The organism is Azospirillum lipoferum (assembly GCF_024170005.1).
GTDB lineage: Bacteria > Pseudomonadota > Alphaproteobacteria > Azospirillales > Azospirillaceae > Azospirillum > Azospirillum lipoferum.
Window position 1 is genome coordinate 70522 of the sequence record NZ_JALJXJ010000025.1, and the last position, 18382, is coordinate 88903.

An 18382-nucleotide genomic window follows, 5' to 3' on the forward strand; every position below is an offset into this window, starting at 1 on the left:
GGGGGTCGCGCGGCGAGGATCTTCAAGAATCGAGCACTCTCCGCTCTCCACCAAATCCACGCTTCGCATCCCCCTCACCCCGACCCTCTCCCCGCTATCGGCGGACCATGGGTCCGCCTGTCGCGACAGCGCAAACAGAGTTTGCGCGAGAGCGGGGGGAGAGGGGGAATTGGCAAACTTCTCGTCGATCAACAAGGCCGCCATGCCCGGACGGCCACATAAGGAGGAAACACGATGAAGCACCGCCTCACCGCTACCATCAAGGCCACTGCGGCCGGCCTGTTCCTGACGCTGGCCGCCGCGACCACCATGACCTCGACGGCGGCGCTCGCCGCCGGCACCACCGTCGGCGTGTCCTGGTCCAACTTCCAGGAGGAGCGCTGGAAGACCGACGAGGCGGCGATCAAGGCCGTGATCGAGAAGGCCGGCGGCACCTACCTGTCGGCCGACGCCCAGTCCTCGCCGGCCAAGCAGCTGTCGGACATCGAATCGCTGATCTCCCGCGGCGCCAAGGCACTGATCATCCTGGCCCAGGACAGCGACGCCATCCGCCCGGCGGTGGAGAAGGCGGCGGCCGAGGGCATCCCGGTCGTCGGCTATGACCGGCTGATCGAGATCCCGTCGGCCTTCTACATCACCTTCGACAACAAGGAGGTCGGCCGCCTCCAGGCGCGCAGCGTCTTCGCGATGAAGCCGAAGGGCAACTACGCCTTCATCAAGGGCAGCTCCACCGATCCGAATGCCGACTTCCTGTTCGCCGGCCAGATGGAGGTGCTGAAGGCCGCCATCGACCGCGGCGACGTGAAGAATGTCGGCGAGGCCTACACCGACAAGTGGCTGCCGGCCATCGCCCAGCAGAACATGGAGCAGATCCTGACCAAGAACGGCAACAAGGTCGATGCCGTGGTCGCCTCCAACGACGGCACCGCCGGCGGTGCGGTCGCGGCGCTGGCGGCGCAGGGGCTGGCCGGGACCGTGCCGGTGTCGGGGCAGGACGGCGACAAGGCGGCGCTGAACCGCATCGCGCTCGGCACCCAGACGGTGTCGGTGTGGAAGGACGCTCGTGAACTCGGCCGCCGCGCCGCCGAGATCGCCCTGGATCTGGCCGGCGGCAAGAAGATGACCGACATCTCCGGCGCCGCCACCTTCGACGGCGGTCCGAAGAAGCAGAAGATGACCTCGCTGTTCCTCACCCCCATCGCCATCACCAAGGACAACCTCGGTCAGGTGATCGACGCCGGCTGGGTGACCAAGGACGTGGTGTGCCAGGGCGTGAAGCCCGGCAGCGTCAAGGCCTGCAACTGATGGCGGAACCGTCCACCACCCTGTCCCCGGCGCCTTCCTCGGAAGCGCCGGCCGGACGGCGGGCCGGCATCGGCGACGCCCTGCGCGCGCTGGAGCTGGACACCCGCATGGTCGGGATGATCGGGGCGCTGGCCATCGTCTGGATCGGCTTCGACATCCTGACCGGCGGCGCCTTCCTGACCCCGCGCAACCTGTGGAACCTGTCGGTGCAGACCGCGTCCGTCGGCGTGATGGCGACGGGCATGGTCCTGGTCATCGTCACCCGCAACATCGACCTGTCGGTGGGCTCCATCCTGGGCTTCACCGGCATGGTGGTCGGCGTGCTCCAGGCCCGCATCCTGCCGGAGATCTGGGGGTTCGACCATCCGATGACCTGGGTGGTGGCGGTCCTGGCGGCGGTCGCCGTCGGCGGGGCGGTGGGAGCGGTCCAGGGCGCCGTCATCGCCTATCTCGGCGTGTCGTCCTTCATCGTCACGCTGGGCGGCCTGCTGGTCTGGCGCGGGGCCGCCTGGTGGGTGACCACCGGCCAGACGGTGGCGCCGATGGACGGCCTGTTCAAGCGGCTGGGCGGCGGCTTCGAGGGCGCCATCGGCGCCGGCCCCAGCTGGGCGGTCGGCATCGCCGCCGTCCTGCTGTCGGTTGCCGCCATCCTGGTGACCCGGCGGCGGCGGGCCGGCTTCGGCTTCCCCGTCCGGCCCTTGTGGGCGGAGGGGGTGGTGATCCTGCTGGTCGCCGCCGCCATCGTCGGCGCGGTGCTGGTGGTCAATTCCTACCCGCTTCCGGTCCCGGTGGTGCGCCGGATGATGGAGGCGCAGGGGCTCTCGACCGACGGCACGCTGCCCTTCGTCGCCCACGGCTTCGCCATCCCGGTGCTGATCGCGCTGGCGGTGGGGGTGGCGATGACCTTCCTGTCGCGGCGCACCCGCTTCGGCCGCTACGTCTTCGCCATCGGCGGCAACCCGGAGGCGGCGGAGCTGTCGGGCATCAACACCCGCCGGGTGATGGTGATGGTGTTCGGGCTGATGGGCGCCCTGTGCGGCCTGTCCGCCTGCATCGCCACCGCCCGGCTGAACGCCGCCACCAACGCCAACGGCACGCTGGACGAGCTGTATGTCATCGCCGCGGCGATCATCGGCGGCACCTCGATGGCCGGCGGCGTCGGCACCATCCTCGGCGCGATGCTCGGCGCCATGGTGATGCAGTCCCTGCAGTCCGGCATGGTGCTGCTGGGGGTGGACGCGCCGATGCAGAACATCGTCGTCGGCCTCGTCCTGGTCGCCGCGGTCTATGTCGACACGCTCTATCGCAGGGGGTTGAAATGAGCGGGCTTGCGATGGCGGTTCCAGCGGCCGCCCCGCTGGTGGAGATGCGCGACGTCTCCATCGCCTTCGGCGGCATCAAGGCGGTGGACGGCGTCAGCATCGACCTCTACCCCGGCGAGGTGGTCGGGCTTCTCGGCCACAACGGCGCCGGCAAATCGACGCTGATCAAGATCCTGTCCGGCGCCTATGCCGCCGACCATGGCGAGATCCGGGTGAACGGCGAGCCGGTGCACATCACCAGCCCGCGCGACGCCAAGCGCTGCGGCATCGAGACGATCTACCAGACGCTGGCTCTGGCCGACAATGTCGACGCCGCCGCCAACATCTTCCTCGGCCGCGAGAAGCTGACCGCCTGGGGCACCCTGGACGACCACGCGATGGAGGCGGAGGCCCGCAAGGTGATGGGCCGCCTGAACCCGCATTTCCGCCGTTTCAAGGAACCGGTGAAGGCGCTGTCCGGCGGCCAGCGCCAGTCGGTCGCCATCGCCCGCGCCATCCATTTCGACGCCCGCGTCCTGATCATGGACGAACCCACCGCAGCCCTCGGCCCGGCCGAGACCCGTCAGGTCGGCGAACTGGTGAAGCAGCTGAAGCAGGAGGGGATCGGCATCTTCCTGATCTCCCACGACATCCACGACGTGTTCGATCTGGCCGACCGCATCCATGTGATGAAGAACGGCAAGCTGGTCGGCACCGCCCGCGTCTCCGACGTGACACAGGACGAGGTGCTGGGCATGATCATCCTCGGCAAATGCCCGCCGGGAGCGGTTCCGGGACCGGGGGCGGTGGGCTGAGCGGCGACGCTCGGCCAGCACCGGCGTGGCGGCACCCCGGTGCCCCCGCGCGACGCCGGTCGAGTGTCTTCAAACCATTGAAAATCGAATATTTATTCGGCCGTCATTCCCGCGAAGGCGGGAATCCAGCCGTTTACGCCGCTTCACTGTGGAGTTTCCTGGATCCCCGCCTTCGCGGGGATGACGCCGAAAGAGGTGCCGGTCCATTGGGAAATGGGCAATGCCCTGTAAGTGACCGCCTGTGGGTCAGCGGGGGAGGGAGGTGACGAAGTCGAGGCCGTTTCGAAGGGCTCGGGTGATTGGGTGGTCATTGCCCAGCTTGCGTTGAGCGATCGGAAGGGCCTGTTCAAACAATACCCTCGCTCCAGAGCTATCACCCTGCTTTAAAAGGGTTCTGGCAAGATTGTTCATAGAGGTCAAGGCCTCTGGGTGCTCCTCGCCGAGTACGCGGCGGCGGACTGCCAAAACCTGTTTCTCCAATACCCGCGCCCCGGCGAGATCGCCTTGGCTCCAGAGGGTCGAAGCAAGATTGTTCATGGAGGTCAAGGTGTTTGGGTGCTCATCGCCGAGCACCCGGCGGCTGACTGCCAAAACCTCTTCCTGAAGTTCTCGCGCCCCGGCGAGATCACCTTGGCTCCTCAAGGTCTCAGCGAGATTGTTCATGGAGGTCAAGGTGTCCGGGCGCTCCTCGCCGAGCGCGCGGCGGCGGACTGTCAAAACCTGTTCCTGAAGCTCCCGCGCCCCGGCGAGATCGCCTTGGCTCCAGAGGGTCGAAGCGAGATTGTTCATAGCGGTCAAGGTGTCAGGGTGCTCACCGCCGAACACGCGGCGGCGGACTGCCAAAACCTCTTCCTGAAGTTCCCGCGCCCCGGCGAGATCGCCCTGGTTCCAAAGGGTCGCAGCGAGATTGTTCATAGAGGTCAAGGTGTTTGGGTGCTCATCGCCGTGCAAACTTTGGCTTGCCTCAAGCTCCCTCCGCCAGATAGTGCCCGCTAGGCTGTAAACTTCCCGCTCACTCTCATACCTGTCCAGCGAGGTCAGAAGCGCGGCAGTCTCGGCATCCTCTACGGACTCGGTCAGAAGACGAACATGCTCGATCAGCGGCTCGAGCGCAGCATGCTTCCGAATATCGGCCGCATCCCGCATCACCCGGTTCATCACCCTCACCGCGGCCGCCCGCAGGGCTTCGGGAGCAGCAGCGTGGCGACGCATCGTGCGGGCGGTCAGGATATGGACCATCACCTCCTCCGGGCCAAGGCGGTCCAGCAGCGCTTCGGCTTCGGCAGCCTGCGTTCCCAGCAGGGCGGCCCGGCGACCGGCGGTCTCGTCGCCCGCATGCTCCGCCAGAACATCCACGATGTAGCGCGTCGGAATCGGGTCGGGCGCCAGGAGGGAGGCGAGTTGCAGCACCAGCACGCCCTCCGGGCGGAGGCGGCCGATGCTTTGCCGCAGGGTGACGGCGATGCCGGGATGGTGGCCATTGGGAAGCTCGCCCGCCAGCTCCGCGGCCAGGGCGAGCGCATCGGCGCTGGGGGTGCGCAGATCCTTCAGGAAGTCGGCATAGCTGATGACGCGCAGGGCCGCGCCGGCGACGTCCACCGCCAGGGCATGGCGTCCCAGTTCTGTCACGATCTCTGCCGCCATCCTCCGCTCGGCCTCGTCGCGTGGCGGCTGGCGGCTGGTGAGCAGGCGGACGGCGTCCTCCTGCGGTAGCACGTCCAGCCGGTGGATTTTCCCGCAGCCGTCCAGCCGGGTTCCGCGCGTGGTGACGAGGGTGCGGCCGTTGGTGCTGGGCGCCGTCCAGTGGGCCAGCAAGTCGGCGTTGGCGTCGCTCGGCAGATCGTCGACGATCCACAGATACGGCTTGCCCAGCGCTTCCAGATGGCGGCTGACCTGCGCCGCGACGGCGGCCGGCTCCATCCCCTGGACGGGCAGGCCGAAGCGCCGGGCCAGATCGAACAGGTGACGGCCGCCTTCCGCCTCCGTCTCACACCCGTCCGGGACGACCGCGCCGGTGCGCGCGGCGGACAGCCAGACGATGCCGGCGGGGTAGGCGGCGCCGAAGCGCAGCGCATATTCCTCGGCGAGCATCGACTTGCCGATGCCGCCCATGCCCTGCACCTGCACCAGATCGCCGCCGGCCCCCGCCCCGGTGACGACGGTCACGGCGGCGGCGGTCAGCCCGCTATGGACGCTCCACAGATCCGGCACGCGGCCGACGAAGCGGTTGGACCCGATGCGCCGCTGGCCGGCCAGCCAGGACGGCGCCTGCAAAGGGCGGATGTCGCCGATCCAGGTCGTCGCGGCGCGGTCCAGCCGTTTGGCGATGCGCCGGGCCAGATCGGCCGCCGCGTCGGCGGTGCCGGCGCCGCCTTCCAGATACAGGCGGTCCCGCAGCTCGACCGGCTGGATGTGGTCGGCACCCGGTTCCGGGTTGATGACCAGGATACGGCGCGACAGATCGCCCCCCTCATGCTGGGCGGCGAGATAGGCGGCCGTCAGTTCCCATTGGCAGGGACGGGAGCGCGTGTAGGCCCGCGAGTACCACGCCACCAGCATGCGCGCCTGCCCCAGCCCCTCGACGATGGACCGGGTGATGGCGTCGGCGTCGCCGATCTCCCGCTCGTCGACCCACGCCGAAAGGCCGAGGCGCCCCAACTCCTCGACCAGAGGCCGCACCAAGGCCACGTCCGCACGCGGGTAGCTGATAAACAGGTCGTACATGAAACGGGAAAATCCTGTCCGACTTTTCGCCGCCGCACTGTAATACAGGCCGAGGCCGCGGCAAAGCCGGACGCGGGCGAACGCGGGTGAACGCCCTGCGGCATCAGTGCTCCGACTCGCTGTAGAGCTGTTCGGCGAGCGCCTTCTCGTACATCGCGTCGATCTGCTCGACCGACAGATCCGCCATCCCCGACTGGTCCTTCACCACCTGCCCCGGCGACGGCATGTCCTGCGGCACCACCCAGGCGTCGGGCTGCCACAGATGCGACCGGCGCAGCGCCTTGCCGCAATGGAAGAAGGCCTCCCGCACCGACAGGCGGATGGCGGCCTTCGGCGTGCGCCCGTCCTCCCCCAGCCGGTCGAGCAGGGCCGGGTCGGTGGTGACGGTGGCGACGCCGTTGACCCGCAGGAAGACGTCGATCCCCGGCACCAGGAACACCAGCCCGCAGGCCCCGTCGGAGGTCAGGATGTTGGTGATCGACGACAGCTTGTTGTTGCCGGGCCAGTCGGGCAGGGCAAGCGTGCGGCGATCCTCCGCCAGCACGAATCCCGGCCGCCCGCCGCGCGGCGAACAATCCATGCCGCTGTCCGCCAGGGTGGCGACGAAGACCAGCGGCGATTCCGCGACGAAGCGCAGGCAGTGATCGTCCAGAAACGGAAAGGTCATCTTCACCATGCGCTCGGTCGGCATGTCGTAAAGCCGCCGCAGCGCCTCGACCGTGTGGATGCGATGGGGATCCATGATGCCTCCTCTGCCGGGCCGCAGCGCGGCGCAGCTGCCAAACTAACGTTGTTAGATTTGCCCTAACGCCGTTAGATTGTCAACCGCGACGGAGAGGACGGGGAGAGGCGGCCATGCGCGTGCAGCGACAGGACATCATCGACGCCGCGATGGCCCTGCTCGACGAGGTGGGGGTGGACGGGCTGACGATGCGGCGGCTTGCCGGGGCGTTGCAGATCCAGGCGCCGTCGCTCTACTGGCATTTCGCCGGCAAGCAGGCCCTGCTCGACGCGATGGCCGACGCGCTGCTGGCGGAGATGGTGCTGCCGCCCGACGAGGATATGCCCTGGGATGAATGGGCACGGGCTGTGGCGACGGAGTTCCGCCGTGCCTTGAAATCCCGGCGCGATGGAGCGCGGGTCTATGCCGGCACCTTTCCGACGATGGACAATGTGCTGCGCATCAGCGATCGCGTCATCGCGAAACTGCGCGCCGCCGGCGCCGACGAGCGCATGGCGGTCCGCACCCTGTTCACGGTGCAGTATTTCGTGATCGGCTTCACCATCGAGGAACAGGCGACGATGCCGCCGCCCGGCGGCGGGCAGGGAGCCCGGGAGACGGTGGACCTGAAACGTGTGGCCCAGCAGCTGACCGCGGAGCAGGCGGCGCGCTACCCCCACGCCGCCGCCACGGTGGCGCTGCTGGCGTCCGACGACGACGACGCCCGCTTCCGCTTCGGCCTGGACCGTCTGATCGACGGGTTGAAGGCCGTCATCCCCGCCTGACCCCCTACTGCGGCGAGCGCGCCTGCCACAGCAGGAACTGTTCGAAAAGCTTCTCCGCCTGCTGGGGCTGGACGCCGCGCTGCTCGACGAAGCTGCGGAACTCCTCCTTTTTGACGGCGGCCGATTGCGGTTCCTTCCCCATAGACGTGCCCATCGACGCCTGACGCAGCCATTGTTCGGCCGGCTCGAAGCGCGTCCAGCCGGGCACGTCGGCGGCCAGATTGACCTCCTTCCATTTCGGATGGCGCGGCGGCTTCAGGAACTCGTCGAACTTGCTGAAGAAGGCATCGACGAAGCGGGCGACCTTGCGGTGGCGCTCCAGGTCGCGTTCCCAGCCATAGACCGCCATCACGGCACCCACCGCCACGGTATCCACCTGCTCGCCCGGCTTGATCAGCCCCTCGTAATCGGCACTGGTCAGGCGCGACGGCAGGTAGGTATCGAGCAGGGCGCCGCTCATCGGGATCGACAGGAAATGCAGCCCGTCGCCCGCCTTCAGGTCGCGGAACAGCCGGGTCGGCTTGCCGGCGACATAGGCCATCGCCGCGATCTCGCCCTTGCGCAGCTTCTCCAGGGCCAGGGCCTGGTCGTTCGCCTGCGGCTCCACCTTGATGCCCAGCATGTCGAAGACCAGAGAAGCGGTCATCGCGGTCCCGCTTCCCTGCACGTCGACATTCACCTTGCGGCCGGCCAGATCCTCGATCCGCGTCACGTCGGGTCCGGCGAGGATGTGCATTTCCTCGTTGTAGAGCTTGGCGATGTATTTGACGCGCCGGTCGAGGTTGGGCAGCAGCCGTTCGCGCTTGGCATAGGCCAGCACGTCGGACTGCACGATGCCGACGTCGATCCCCTTCAGCAGCACGACGTCCTTCAGGTTCTGCACCGACCCCTTGCCCAGCATCGGCAGCACGCGCAGCGTGTCGCCGTCGTCCAGCACCGAGGCCAGATCGGCGGCGATGCGCACATAGGTTCCCTCGACCCCGCCCGAGACGATCCCGACGGTCCCGCTGTTGGCGTTGACCCCGCGCGGATCGGCGGCCGGGGCCGTCCCGGCGAGGCCCCACACTCCGCCAAAAATGCAGGCTCCCACCGCAAGCATGCGGACGAACGATGCCTTCATGATGTCCCCCCTCGATGGCTGCGCCTGTCTCCGGCTATCTCGACTTGCCGGCGAGCCAGTCGGTCAGTTTCTTCAATTGCTGTTCGGCGTCGCCGCTGCCGGCGGCGACCGCCCGCCGGTACCATGCCGCCGCCTGCTCCGGATCGGGGGCCAAGCCGCGAACATGCAGCCGCTCATGCACCAGCGGGTCGTGGGTGCGGCCGAGGGCGAAGGCCGCCTTCGCGTTGCCGGTCTCGGCCACCCTCTCGTAATAGAGCCGCGCCCCCGCCAGATCGCCCTGCGCAAACAGGTCGTCGCCCCGCTTCATCAGCGTCGCTTCCTGAATGCTGGGCGGCAGCTTGGCCGGGCGGTGCACCGCCACCTCCTGCTTCTGCGGCGGCGGCGGCTCCGCCGGAGGGGCGGCCACCGCCGGAACGGCGGCCAGGGCGACGGTCGTGGTCACGGCCGCGGCCGGGGCGGCGGCCGGGGCGGCAACCGGCGGTTCCGGTTGCGGCGGCGGAGCCACGGCCACCTGAACAGCCGCCGGAGCGGCGGCCGGGACGGCCTCCTGGACAGCTGCCGGGACCTCAACGGACGGTGCGGCAGCGGCGACCTCCTGCTCCGGCATCTGGCCGGGCGCCGGATCGGGCTGGGCTTCCGTTACGGCCGGTTCACTCTGCGGCGGCTCCGGTTCTGGAAGCGAAGTGGAGGTTCCCGACCCCACCGGCTCCGCGTCCGGCCTGGCCGCCTCCATCGCCTGCGAGGATCCCCCCTGCGCCGATGGCGGAGGCATGTCCGTTTCCCGCACTTCCGCGGCAGCGACCGTTTCGGAAACCGGCACCGCCAGCGTCACCGCCTGTCTGGCGACCACGCCGCCGCCATGGTCGGTCACCGCCGTGATGTGCAGCGTCAGCGGGGCGGCGATGTCGTCCGGCAGGGTCAGGGTCAGGTCGGAGAGGTCCTCCAGCTGCACCGTCCACGCGCCGTCGGCACCGCGCTGCCCGCGGGAGAGCCTGGCACCCTCCGGCAGATCGTCGATCGTCACATAGGTGATCGCCTCATGCTCCGGGTTCGGCTGGCCGTAGGGGGAGGTGACGACGATGGACAGCGGGATCGGCTGCCCCGGCATGCCGCCCGACGTCTGGGCGGCGACGAAGGGCATCAGCCGCCAGTCGGTCTCCGCCTCGCTGCGCTTCGGCAGCACCGTCGTGCGGGTGGCGACGGTGTCGGCCTGCCGGCCGGCGGTGGCCGGCTTCTCCCGCACCACCAGCCAGGAGTCGAGCGAGCTGTCCGCCCCGCCGCCATCCTCCCCCTGCGCTGCGCCGGCAAACAGCGCCAGGACCGCCATCACGGCGAAGGCAGGCCGGACGGTAGCGGCGTCCGGAAGCAAGGATTCAACACATCCCCGTCTGCGGCCACGATGCGGAAAATCGGCACGATGCAGGAAATGGCGCAGAAAACGGGACTGCGTCTCGCGCATGGTGGCATCCTCCCAGACAAAATCCCTCGGTTCCCGCCGCACCGGCAGGTCGCATTTCGGGACTTTTGAAAGACATGCGGCGATGTTTTACGCCGTCAGTTGTTTCGAATTCTTTATTATCTTACCGACCGCTTAGGATCGTTTCATTTTATGATCTGACAAAAGGAAAAAACAACCATCCCGTAGAGGGCATTTCCCGTTTTACGGTGGTGGGAGGATTACTTCGGAATCTTCAGTCCGCAACCAGGTGGAGAAACCGTGGCGCCGGCCGCCCGATCCTCAGACGGAACGGGGTGCCACCACCGGTCGTAGCCACACCCCGCCGCCCTGGCCGGCGCATCGCGGGCCACCCCTGAGGATGGGTCAGCCTTCGCCCTGGCCGCTGCGCGCGCCCAGCAGAGTGCCGCGGCGGCGGCGCACCTCGACGCTCTGGCCGGGGGTGATCGGCAGGAACTCCCTCGGGCGCTCGTCGCTGCCGGCGATGGCGCGATAGGTGGCGGCGTTCGCCTCCTGCACGTCGTTGCCGCGGCGCACCTGATCCAGGAACTTCCGGCTCGGCATCATGATGTATTCGATGTCGTTGATGCGCCGGCCGTCCTTCGACACCGTCTTCTCGACATGGTCGAGGATGCCCTCCTCCACCAGGGAATCCACCGCCAACGTCACGGTGCGCAGCGTGTCGCGCCGCCGGCTCCACTCGTTCATGCCGCTGTTGTTGATGATGTCGTCAGCCGAAAGGGTCATCGGCGGCACGCTGTCGGCCCCGTCAGGCAGCCGGCTCAGGTCGAGGTCGCCATATTCGATGGACAGCCGGTTGTAGAGCCAGCGCGCCACCGGGCTCTTCAGCCGCATGATCCATTGGTAGGAGATCGGCTTGAATTCCAGGTTGCGGATGGCCGAGGCGACCAGGGCGTTGAACTCCAGATAGGTGTCGTTCTCGTCATCCTCGCCGCCCTCGCCGGTGCGCGGCCGGATATAGAGGGTGGGGAAGACCGAGGATTCCAGAACCGGCCGCGCCGACTTGCGGCCGTTCTCCGGCACCTTGCTGATGATCATGCGGGTACGGGCCAGGATCTCCAGCGCCTCGCGGATCTCCGCCGTGTCCATGGTGCGGTTGACCGCGCGCAGCTCCCGCCGGATCTCATAGAGCGAGAAATGCACCCGCACGCGGTCCTGCTTGTCGCCCATCAGCGACAGGCGTGAACGGTCCATGGCGAGGCGGCGCACCACCTGCTCGACGATCTGCTCGCGCTCCGACGGGAACACCTCATACTCGACCATGCGCTTGTCGGCCGGATCCTCGCCGGGGACGGGCTTGGCCGGGCGGTAGATGCGGGCGGGTTGCAGCGTCAGGGTGAACAGGGCGTCCTTGAAGGGGAACTCCTTGTGCACCGACTGGACGAACGCGTTGGCGGCCGGCAGCTCCGGCTCGGTCCCCCGGCCTTTCGACACGAAGACGAACCGCGGCGCCGTGTCGTAAAGCGCGATCATATGGGACTGACTGCGGTCCTCCATCTCGAACAGAGTCAGCTGGACCGCGTTCGCCTTGCTCATGGCTCATCCCTCCTCGCCAAAGGGCACGATAGGGGCTGGCATCGGACGGACGCAACCGGCGGGGAGGACCGAAGCCCAAGGCCTGTGTCCCGTTTGGCCGCGCTTGTGTAGGAAATGGCCGCGCCTGTGTCCCGAATGCCCGCGCTTCGTCATTGCGTCCGCGATTCGCGGTGAGCGGGGGGCCAAGCGCGGGCAATCGGGACAGAGACTCGGGAGCCCCATTTCACCGCACCACCCCCGCCAAGCGCGAGCAAATGGGACAGCTTCGGCCATCACGGACTCTCAAACGCGAGCATTCAGGACACAGTGCTGAGCGCAAGACGTGTAGCCCGACACCCAAACGCGGGCAAACGGGACCGAATCCCCTCTCCCCCGGCAACAGATACCCTCTCCCGCCTCTCGCACAAACTTTGTTTGTGCTGACGGCGTCAGGCGGATCGTAGATCCGCTGAGAGCCCCGGGAGAGGGAGGGGACCCACGAAGTGGGGAGGGTGAGGGGAAACCCAAGAATCCCGAACCGCATGGCTTCATGCCTGAAAACCGCCCCAACCGCGAGCAAGCGGGACACCCCGTCCCGGGGAGCACCAGCACCCGGCCCCAGCCAAGCGCGGGCAAACGGGATCGGATCCGATTCGCAGCGCCGGCGCGGCCAAAGCCGACCGAACCGCGAGCAAAGGCGACAGGGGCGCGGGCCGATGGGACCGATCCGCGAGCCAGCGGGACACAACCGAATCGGTCCCTTTTGCCCGCGATTCGACGCCTGCCACGAGCGGCGGAATCCTTCCCGCAAGTTCACCGGCGGCCAGCCGGTTCCCCTGCTTTGCGGAGTTCCCCATGTCGCTATCCACACCACGGCCGACGGACGGCCATCCCCTCGATACGCGCAGATGGGGCCGGATTCCCGCCTGGTGGCTCGATCACCCCGGCCTGGACGCCGACGGCTTCGCCGTTCTGGCCGCGCTGGCCACCTTCGCCGACGACAGCGGCCTGTGCTGGCCGTCGCAATCGACGCTGGCCGCTAAGCTGAAGCGCTCGCGCCCCACCATCAACCGCATCATCCAGGGTCTGAGCGACCTGGGGCTGGTCAGCGTCGAACATCGCCGCGGCCGCGACGGCGCCCGTCTGTCCTGCCTCTACCGCCTGCGCTTCATCCCGGCGGACGAGGCGTCCGCAGATGCCGCACTCCGCCCTGACTCGCCGGCCGACAGGGATGACTCTGCCACGCACATCCCCTGTCCGCCAGCGAGTCAGGAACAGGTCCATTCCAAACAGATTCCGGACTCGCTCGCTTCGGGCGAGCCCGCGGATACGCCGGTGCGGGCGCAAGAGGTTCCGGACGGCTGGATGCCGACCGCCGACGATCTCGCCTGGGCCAGGGCCCGCCATGCCGGGATCGATCTCGGCCGTCATGTCGAGGGCTTCATCCTGCGCTGCCGTGCCCATGGCTACCGCTACCGCGACGTCTCTTCGGCCTGGAGGGCATGGCTGTCGCAGGACGCCGCCGTCGGCAAGGCTCCCATGGCCGCCAGCCGGTCCGCCTTCAACAGCCCCGCCCGCCCATCCGCCAGTGCCGAACAGCGTCTCGGTGCCTGGAGCGCCGCCGCCGCCGAGCTGCGCCAGCGTGCCTCCGCCACCCCTGCCACCCCCTGGTCCTGAAGGGAAAGCCGATGACCGCAAGACCGAGAAGCGCCACCATCACCTCTCTCCCGCGGACCCATGCCCCGGCCTCTCCCGCCGCTGCCTTCGACCCGACCTTGCCGGCTCCCCAGCGCCGGATCCGGCTGACCGCCGCCCTGCCGCCACCGCTCCCGGAGCTTCTGGCCCAGGGCCGCACCGACCGCCGCCCGCGCTTCGGCGAGGATGGCTTCGACGGCATGATCGAGCTGTGGTCGCCCCCGTCCGGCGTCACGCCTGCGCAGGCGGCGCTCGCCCGGCAGACCCTTGAGGAGCTGTCCGGCACCGTGCTGGCTCCAGCCGACAGCGACCATTTGCTCGGCCGCGTGCTGACCCTGCTCAGCCATTTCCCGGCCAAGGGGCTGTCGCCAGAGGTGGAACGGATGATGGCGCTCGACTGGGCCGACGACCTTGGCGAATACCCGGCCTGGGTGATCGACGCCGCCGCCCGCAACTGGCGCCGCAGCCGGAAATGGCGCCCCTCGATCGCCGAGATGCGCACCCTGTGCGAGGAGATCTGTGCCCCCGAACGGGCGCTGGCCGACCGCCTCCAGTCCCTGGCCGACGCCGCCCCGGATCCGTGTGTCCCGGATCCGCGGGCATTGGCGACGGGAGCGCTGCGCCGCATGGGGTGAGCCCGCATGCCGTCATCGTGCCGGTCGTGCCCGACCTCCACCGCCATTGGGTCCGCACGCAAGGCGAGGATCTGCCGCCACCACCGGCGGCGCGCTCTCCTGATTGGCAGTCTTGACCGACGGTTGCACTCAACTACTCTGTGGCGGAAGAGGCATTGAGAGGTCGAGGGTTGAGACGTGGCCGACGATAACCGGGCCGAAAACCGGCCCGAAAGCCGGGAAGACAATCTGGGGGCTCTGTCGCAGTTGCAGGCGATGCTGGACACCGTGCCCGACGGGATCGTCATCATTGACGCCCGCGGCCTGATCAAGTCCTTCAACCCCGCCTGCGAACGGCTGTTCGGCTGGGCTGCGGCGGAGGTGATCGGCCGCAACGTCAAGATGCTGATGCCCTCGCCCTATCAGGAGGAGCATGACGGCTACCTGGAGCGTTATCACCGCACCGGGGAACGCCGGATCATCGGCATCGGCCGCGAGGTGACCGGCCAGCGCAAGGACGGCTCCTGCTTCCCCATGGACCTGTCGGTGGGGGAGGCGAGCCAGGACGGCGCCCCCGTCTATATCGGCATCATCCGCGACCTGACAGCATCCAGACAGGTGGAGACGGCGCTGCGCGAGCGCGAGGCGCGGCTGACATCCATCCTCCAGACGGTGCCGGAAGCGATCATCGTCATCGGCGAGAAGGGGCTGATCGAATCCTTCAGCCCGGCGGCCGAACGCCTGTTCGGCTGGACGGCGGAGGAGGTCATCGGCCGCAACATCAGCATGCTGATGCCGTCGCCTTACCGCGAGCAGCATGACGGCTATCTCGACCGCTACGAGCGGACGGGGGAACGCCGCATCATCGGTATCGGCCGCATCGTCTCGGGCCTGCGGCGCGACGGGTCGGTCTTCCCGATGGAACTGGCGGTGGGGGAGGTGCTGCTCGCCGGCCGGCGCTGCTTCACCGGCTTCGTCCGCGACCTGACCGAACGGCAGGCGACCGAACGCCGCTTGCAGGAATTGCAGTCGGAGCTTCTGCATGTCAGCCGGGTCAGCGCCATGGGCCAGATGGCCTCGACTCTCGCCCACGAGCTGAACCAGCCGCTGACCGCGGTCATCAATTATGCCAAGGCCGCCAAGCGGCTGATGGAACGGCCGGAAACGGTGCCCAAGGCGATCGACATGGTCGACAAGGCCAGCGCCCAGGCCACCCGCGCCGGCCAGATCATCCGCCACCTGCGCAGCTTCATCGAGAAGGGCCAGACCCACCGTTCCGTCGAATCCCTCAACAAGGTGGTGGAGGAGGCGAGCGCGCTCGCCCTGGTCGGCGCCAAGGAACGCGGCCTGCATGTGCGTTTCGACTTCGATGCGGCCGACCCGCAGGTGCTGATCGACAAGGTCCAGGTCCAGCAGGTGATCCTCAACCTCGTGCGCAATGCCATCGAATCCATGGGCGGCGCGCAGGTCGAGCGGCGCATGCTGACCGTCCGCACCGGCCCCGACCCGGACGAGGCCGCCTTCCGCCGCGTCAGCGTCGCCGACAGCGGCCCCGGCGTGCCGGAAACCGTGCGCGCCCAGCTGTTCCAGCCCTTCGTCACCACCAAGAGCAGCGGCATGGGGCTGGGCCTGTCGATCTGCCGCTCGATCATCGAGGCGCATGGCGGGCGCCTGTGGTTGGAGCCGCCGGCCGCTCCCCCGGCGACCGGTGCCTGCTTCGCCTTCACCGTTCCCCTCTCAACTCCCCTGCCCGCATCGGATGCCGACGATGCCAGCTGATGCCGTGCCCGACATGACCGCCGACCTCACCGTCTTCATCGTCGACGACGACGACGCCATCCGCGATTCCCTCCAGATCCTGCTGGAATGCGCCGGCTTCCGGGCGGAAAGCTTCTCCACCCCGCTCGCCTTCCTGGAGTCCGAGGCGCCGTCGCGTCCCGGCTGCCTGCTGGTCGATGTCCGCATGCCGCAGATGAGCGGCCTCGACGTCCAGGAACGGCTGGCCCGCGACGGCCACGGCCTTCCGGTGGTGGTGATGACCGGCCACGGCGACGTGCCGCTCGCCGTGCGCGCCATGAAGGCGGGGGCGGTCGATTTCGTCGAAAAGCCCTTCGAGGAGGAGGCGCTGCTCGCCGCCGTCCGCTCCGCCCTGGCCCGCGCGGCGGAAAGCCGGACGGCGGAGGCCGCCCCGCCGGCGGCTGCCCCGGAACAGCCAGCCCCCGCGCCCGCCGCCGCCGCCCCGCCGGAGGTGCTGGCCCGCCTGTCCGCCCTGACGCCGCGGGAACTCGACGTGCTGCGCTGGCTGGTGGCCGGCAAGTCCAACAAGATCATCGCCTTCGAACTGTCGATCAGCCCGCGCACCGTGGAGATCCACCGCGCCCGGGTGATGGAGAAGATGCAGGCCGACAGCCTGCCCACCCTGGTCCGCATGGCGATCGCCGCCGGCGTGGTGCCCGGCGGGGGCTGATCTGCATCAAAAGCGCGCCGCATACGCATTGGTCCGTATATCGGCGCCCTCCGCCGCATTTTATCTTCCATGACGCGTCGCACCGTTGGCGCTGTTGTCTTTGCATGGAAGTTCGGAGGCCGTCATGGATCACCTGGGCAACGAGTCCGGCAGCGGGCCGGGCGAAACGCCGGGTGCCGGTATCGTCCATATCGTCGACGACGACGAGCCGGTCCGCGACTCCCTGAAAGCCCTGCTGGAAGCCTTTTCCTTCGATGTGCGGGACTTCTCGTCCTGCCGCGAATTCCTTGACCGCTATGACGGAAACCCGCAGGGCTGCCTCGTTCTCGACCTGCACATGCCGGTGATGAGCGGGCTGGAGTTCCTGGAGCGCCATCGCGGCGACCTGCACGGAATGCCGGTCATCATGGTCTCCGGCCGCGGCGACTCCGCCACCTTCGCCCGCGCCAAGGAGGCCGGCGTCGTCGCCGTGCTGGAGAAGCCGTTCGACGAGGACCAGCTGATCGACATGCTGAACGGCCTGATGCCGGCGGCGGCCTGAAGGTCTGCGGCCCGGCCCCCGTAGGGCCTGATACGTAGGTACACTTACGTACGCAAACTTCCTTAGGTACATCACCGAACTGCACAGCGCGATGGGGGACAGCTAGCTTCGGGTCATCGGATGCACCCCGGACCAACCGGACCGCATCGCACCGTCAAGGCCGAGGTCACCATGTCCACGCACGCCGCCATTGCCGCCCACGCCAACCGCGCCGTCCCTGGTTACCTGGTCTCCGCCCTGGCGATTTCCCCGGCCTCCGGCCTGACGGCCATCCCGCCGCGCAACCCCGCCGATCCGCTCGCCAGCCTGGGCCATACCAAGGTCTACGAACGTGAGGTCACGGTGTTCAGCGAAGGCGATGCCGCCGGTTCGGTGTTCCGGGTGATGAGCGGCATGGTCCGCCTCTACAAGATGCTCCCCGACGGCCGGCGCCAGATCATCGGCTTCCTGCAGGCCGGCGACATGATGGGTCTGGCCTTCGCCGCCCAGTATCTCTACACCGCCGAAACCGTGACGGCGACCACCATCCAGCGTATCCCCCGCCTGGAGCTGGACGCCCTGATGGATGCCCAGCCGGCCTTCGCCCGCAAGCTGCTGTCGGCCACCACGTCCGAACTGATGGCGGCGCAGGACCAGATGGTTCTGCTGGGCCGCAAGACCGCTGCGGAGAAGGTGGCCACCTTCCTGCTGCGCCTCAGCAACCGCAAGGCCGTTGCTGGCGGAGACGAGCGCACCATCGACCTGCCGATGGGCCGCAGCGACATCGCCGACCATCTCGGCCTGACCACCGAAACCGTGTCGCGCACCCTGACCAAGCTGAAGTCGAGCCGCCTGATCCGCATCCTGGTCGGCGGCAAGCTGGAACTGCTGGACCACGACGCCCTGGCCGATCTCGCCGGCGGCTTCTGACCACCACCGCTTCTGCCCCTCTGCCGCTTCCTTTCAAAATCCTGGCCGTGTGCACCGGGCGCCCCAGCGTTCCCGGAGCGCAGCGGCGCGCCCGGACGGCGCAACTCCGGCCTTTCCCACACATCACCGCGACGGCGTCATTGCATAGGTCGCGGACAGCAAGTGGATGATGACCATGACCGTCACGACCCTATCCGACCTGAACGCCCTGATTGCGCGTGTGAAGGCGGCGCAGGCGCGCTTCGCCGACTATCCGCAGGAGAAGGTGGACCTGATCTTCCGCAGCGCCGCTCTGGCCGCCGCCAACGCCCGCATCCCGCTCGCCAAGATGGCGGTGGCGGAGACCGGCATGGGCGTGATGGAAGACAAGGTCATCAAGAACCACTTCGCCGC

At 68.3% G+C, this 18382-nt stretch carries 15 protein-coding genes and 1 pseudogene; 11 read left to right on the forward strand and 5 right to left on the reverse strand.

Going from position 1 to position 18382, the window contains the following annotated elements; translation table 11 throughout:
• Positions 1–234 precede the first annotated feature (234 nt).
• The 3 genes from xylF to J2848_RS34060 are packed head-to-tail and all read left to right on the forward strand — an operon-like array spanning position 235 to position 3421.
• On the forward strand, positions 235–1305 hold the full coding sequence (gene xylF, locus J2848_RS34050) for a D-xylose ABC transporter substrate-binding protein (RefSeq protein ID WP_211103380.1): 1071 nt from the start codon (positions 235–237) through the stop codon (positions 1303–1305).
• Entirely contained in the window at positions 1305–2627 is a 1323-nt protein-coding gene (locus J2848_RS34055) for a sugar ABC transporter permease (RefSeq protein WP_149235669.1), read from the forward strand. Before xylF ends, J2848_RS34055 begins: the two co-directional genes overlap by 1 nt.
• Entirely contained in the window at positions 2624–3421 is a 798-nt protein-coding gene (locus tag J2848_RS34060) for an ATP-binding cassette domain-containing protein (RefSeq protein ID WP_170307326.1), read from the forward strand. Before J2848_RS34055 ends, J2848_RS34060 begins: the two co-directional genes overlap by 4 nt.
• A 246-nt stretch (positions 3422–3667) precedes the next feature.
• Here J2848_RS34060 and J2848_RS34065 read toward each other — a convergent pair whose 3' ends face one another.
• Both J2848_RS34065 and J2848_RS34070 read right to left on the reverse strand, forming a co-directional pair.
• Positions 3668–6145, reverse strand: a complete 2478-nt coding sequence (locus tag J2848_RS34065) for a tetratricopeptide repeat protein (RefSeq protein WP_149235670.1) — start codon at positions 6143–6145, stop codon at positions 3668–3670.
• Between the two features lie 103 nt (positions 6146–6248).
• Complete coding sequence (locus tag J2848_RS34070) at positions 6249–6887, reverse strand: MSMEG_1061 family FMN-dependent PPOX-type flavoprotein (protein WP_149235671.1); 639 nt, start codon at positions 6885–6887, stop codon at positions 6249–6251.
• A gap of 113 nt (positions 6888–7000) precedes the next feature.
• On the opposite strand from J2848_RS34070, the gene J2848_RS34075 reads away from it, so the two are divergent.
• A complete protein-coding gene (locus tag J2848_RS34075) occupies positions 7001–7651 on the forward strand; it encodes a TetR/AcrR family transcriptional regulator C-terminal domain-containing protein (protein WP_149235672.1) in 651 nt (216 codons plus the stop codon).
• 4 nt (positions 7652–7655) lie between these two features.
• Here the strand turns inward: J2848_RS34075 and J2848_RS34080 are convergent, their stop codons facing one another.
• From J2848_RS34080 to J2848_RS34090, 3 genes are all read right to left on the reverse strand, one after another.
• A complete protein-coding gene (locus tag J2848_RS34080; RefSeq protein ID WP_149235673.1) occupies positions 7656–8771 on the reverse strand; it encodes a TAXI family TRAP transporter solute-binding subunit in 1116 nt (371 codons plus the stop codon).
• 34 nt (positions 8772–8805) lie between these two features.
• Positions 8806–10140, reverse strand: coding sequence for an SEL1-like repeat protein (locus tag J2848_RS34085; protein ID WP_149235674.1), 1335 nt, complete (start codon positions 10138–10140; stop codon positions 8806–8808).
• 453 nt (positions 10141–10593) lie between these two features.
• A complete protein-coding gene (locus tag J2848_RS34090) occupies positions 10594–11784 on the reverse strand; it encodes a plasmid replication protein (RefSeq protein ID WP_149235675.1) in 1191 nt (396 codons plus the stop codon).
• A gap of 834 nt (positions 11785–12618) precedes the next feature.
• Between J2848_RS34090 and J2848_RS36075 the strand changes: the two genes are divergently transcribed.
• The 7 genes and pseudogenes from J2848_RS36075 to J2848_RS34125 all read left to right on the forward strand — a co-directional run.
• The gene (locus tag J2848_RS36075; RefSeq protein ID WP_149235677.1) at positions 12619–13440 is read left to right on the forward strand and encodes a helix-turn-helix domain-containing protein; all 822 of its coding nucleotides are present in this window, start codon (positions 12619–12621) and stop codon (positions 13438–13440) included.
• Positions 13441–13451: 11 nt separating this feature from the next.
• Complete coding sequence (locus J2848_RS34100; RefSeq protein WP_149235678.1) at positions 13452–14093, forward strand: hypothetical protein; 642 nt, start codon at positions 13452–13454, stop codon at positions 14091–14093.
• Between the two features lie 177 nt (positions 14094–14270).
• Positions 14271–15851, forward strand: a complete 1581-nt coding sequence (locus tag J2848_RS34105; protein WP_246194545.1) for a PAS domain-containing sensor histidine kinase — start codon at positions 14271–14273, stop codon at positions 15849–15851.
• Positions 15841–16539 carry a response regulator transcription factor gene (locus tag J2848_RS34110; RefSeq protein WP_246194547.1) on the forward strand — a complete coding sequence of 233 codons (699 nt, stop codon included), beginning with the start codon at positions 15841–15843 and terminating at the stop codon, positions 16537–16539. The genes J2848_RS34105 and J2848_RS34110 overlap by 11 nt, the downstream gene beginning before the upstream one ends.
• A 124-nt stretch (positions 16540–16663) precedes the next feature.
• The gene (locus J2848_RS34115) at positions 16664–17080 is read left to right on the forward strand and encodes a response regulator transcription factor (RefSeq protein WP_149235679.1); all 417 of its coding nucleotides are present in this window, start codon (positions 16664–16666) and stop codon (positions 17078–17080) included.
• A 171-nt stretch (positions 17081–17251) separates the two neighbouring features.
• A complete protein-coding gene (locus tag J2848_RS34120; RefSeq protein WP_149235680.1) occupies positions 17252–17989 on the forward strand; it encodes a helix-turn-helix domain-containing protein in 738 nt (245 codons plus the stop codon).
• 175 nt (positions 17990–18164) lie between these two features.
• Positions 18165–18382: pseudogene (locus tag J2848_RS34125) on the forward strand (hypothetical protein); the annotation flags it as partial.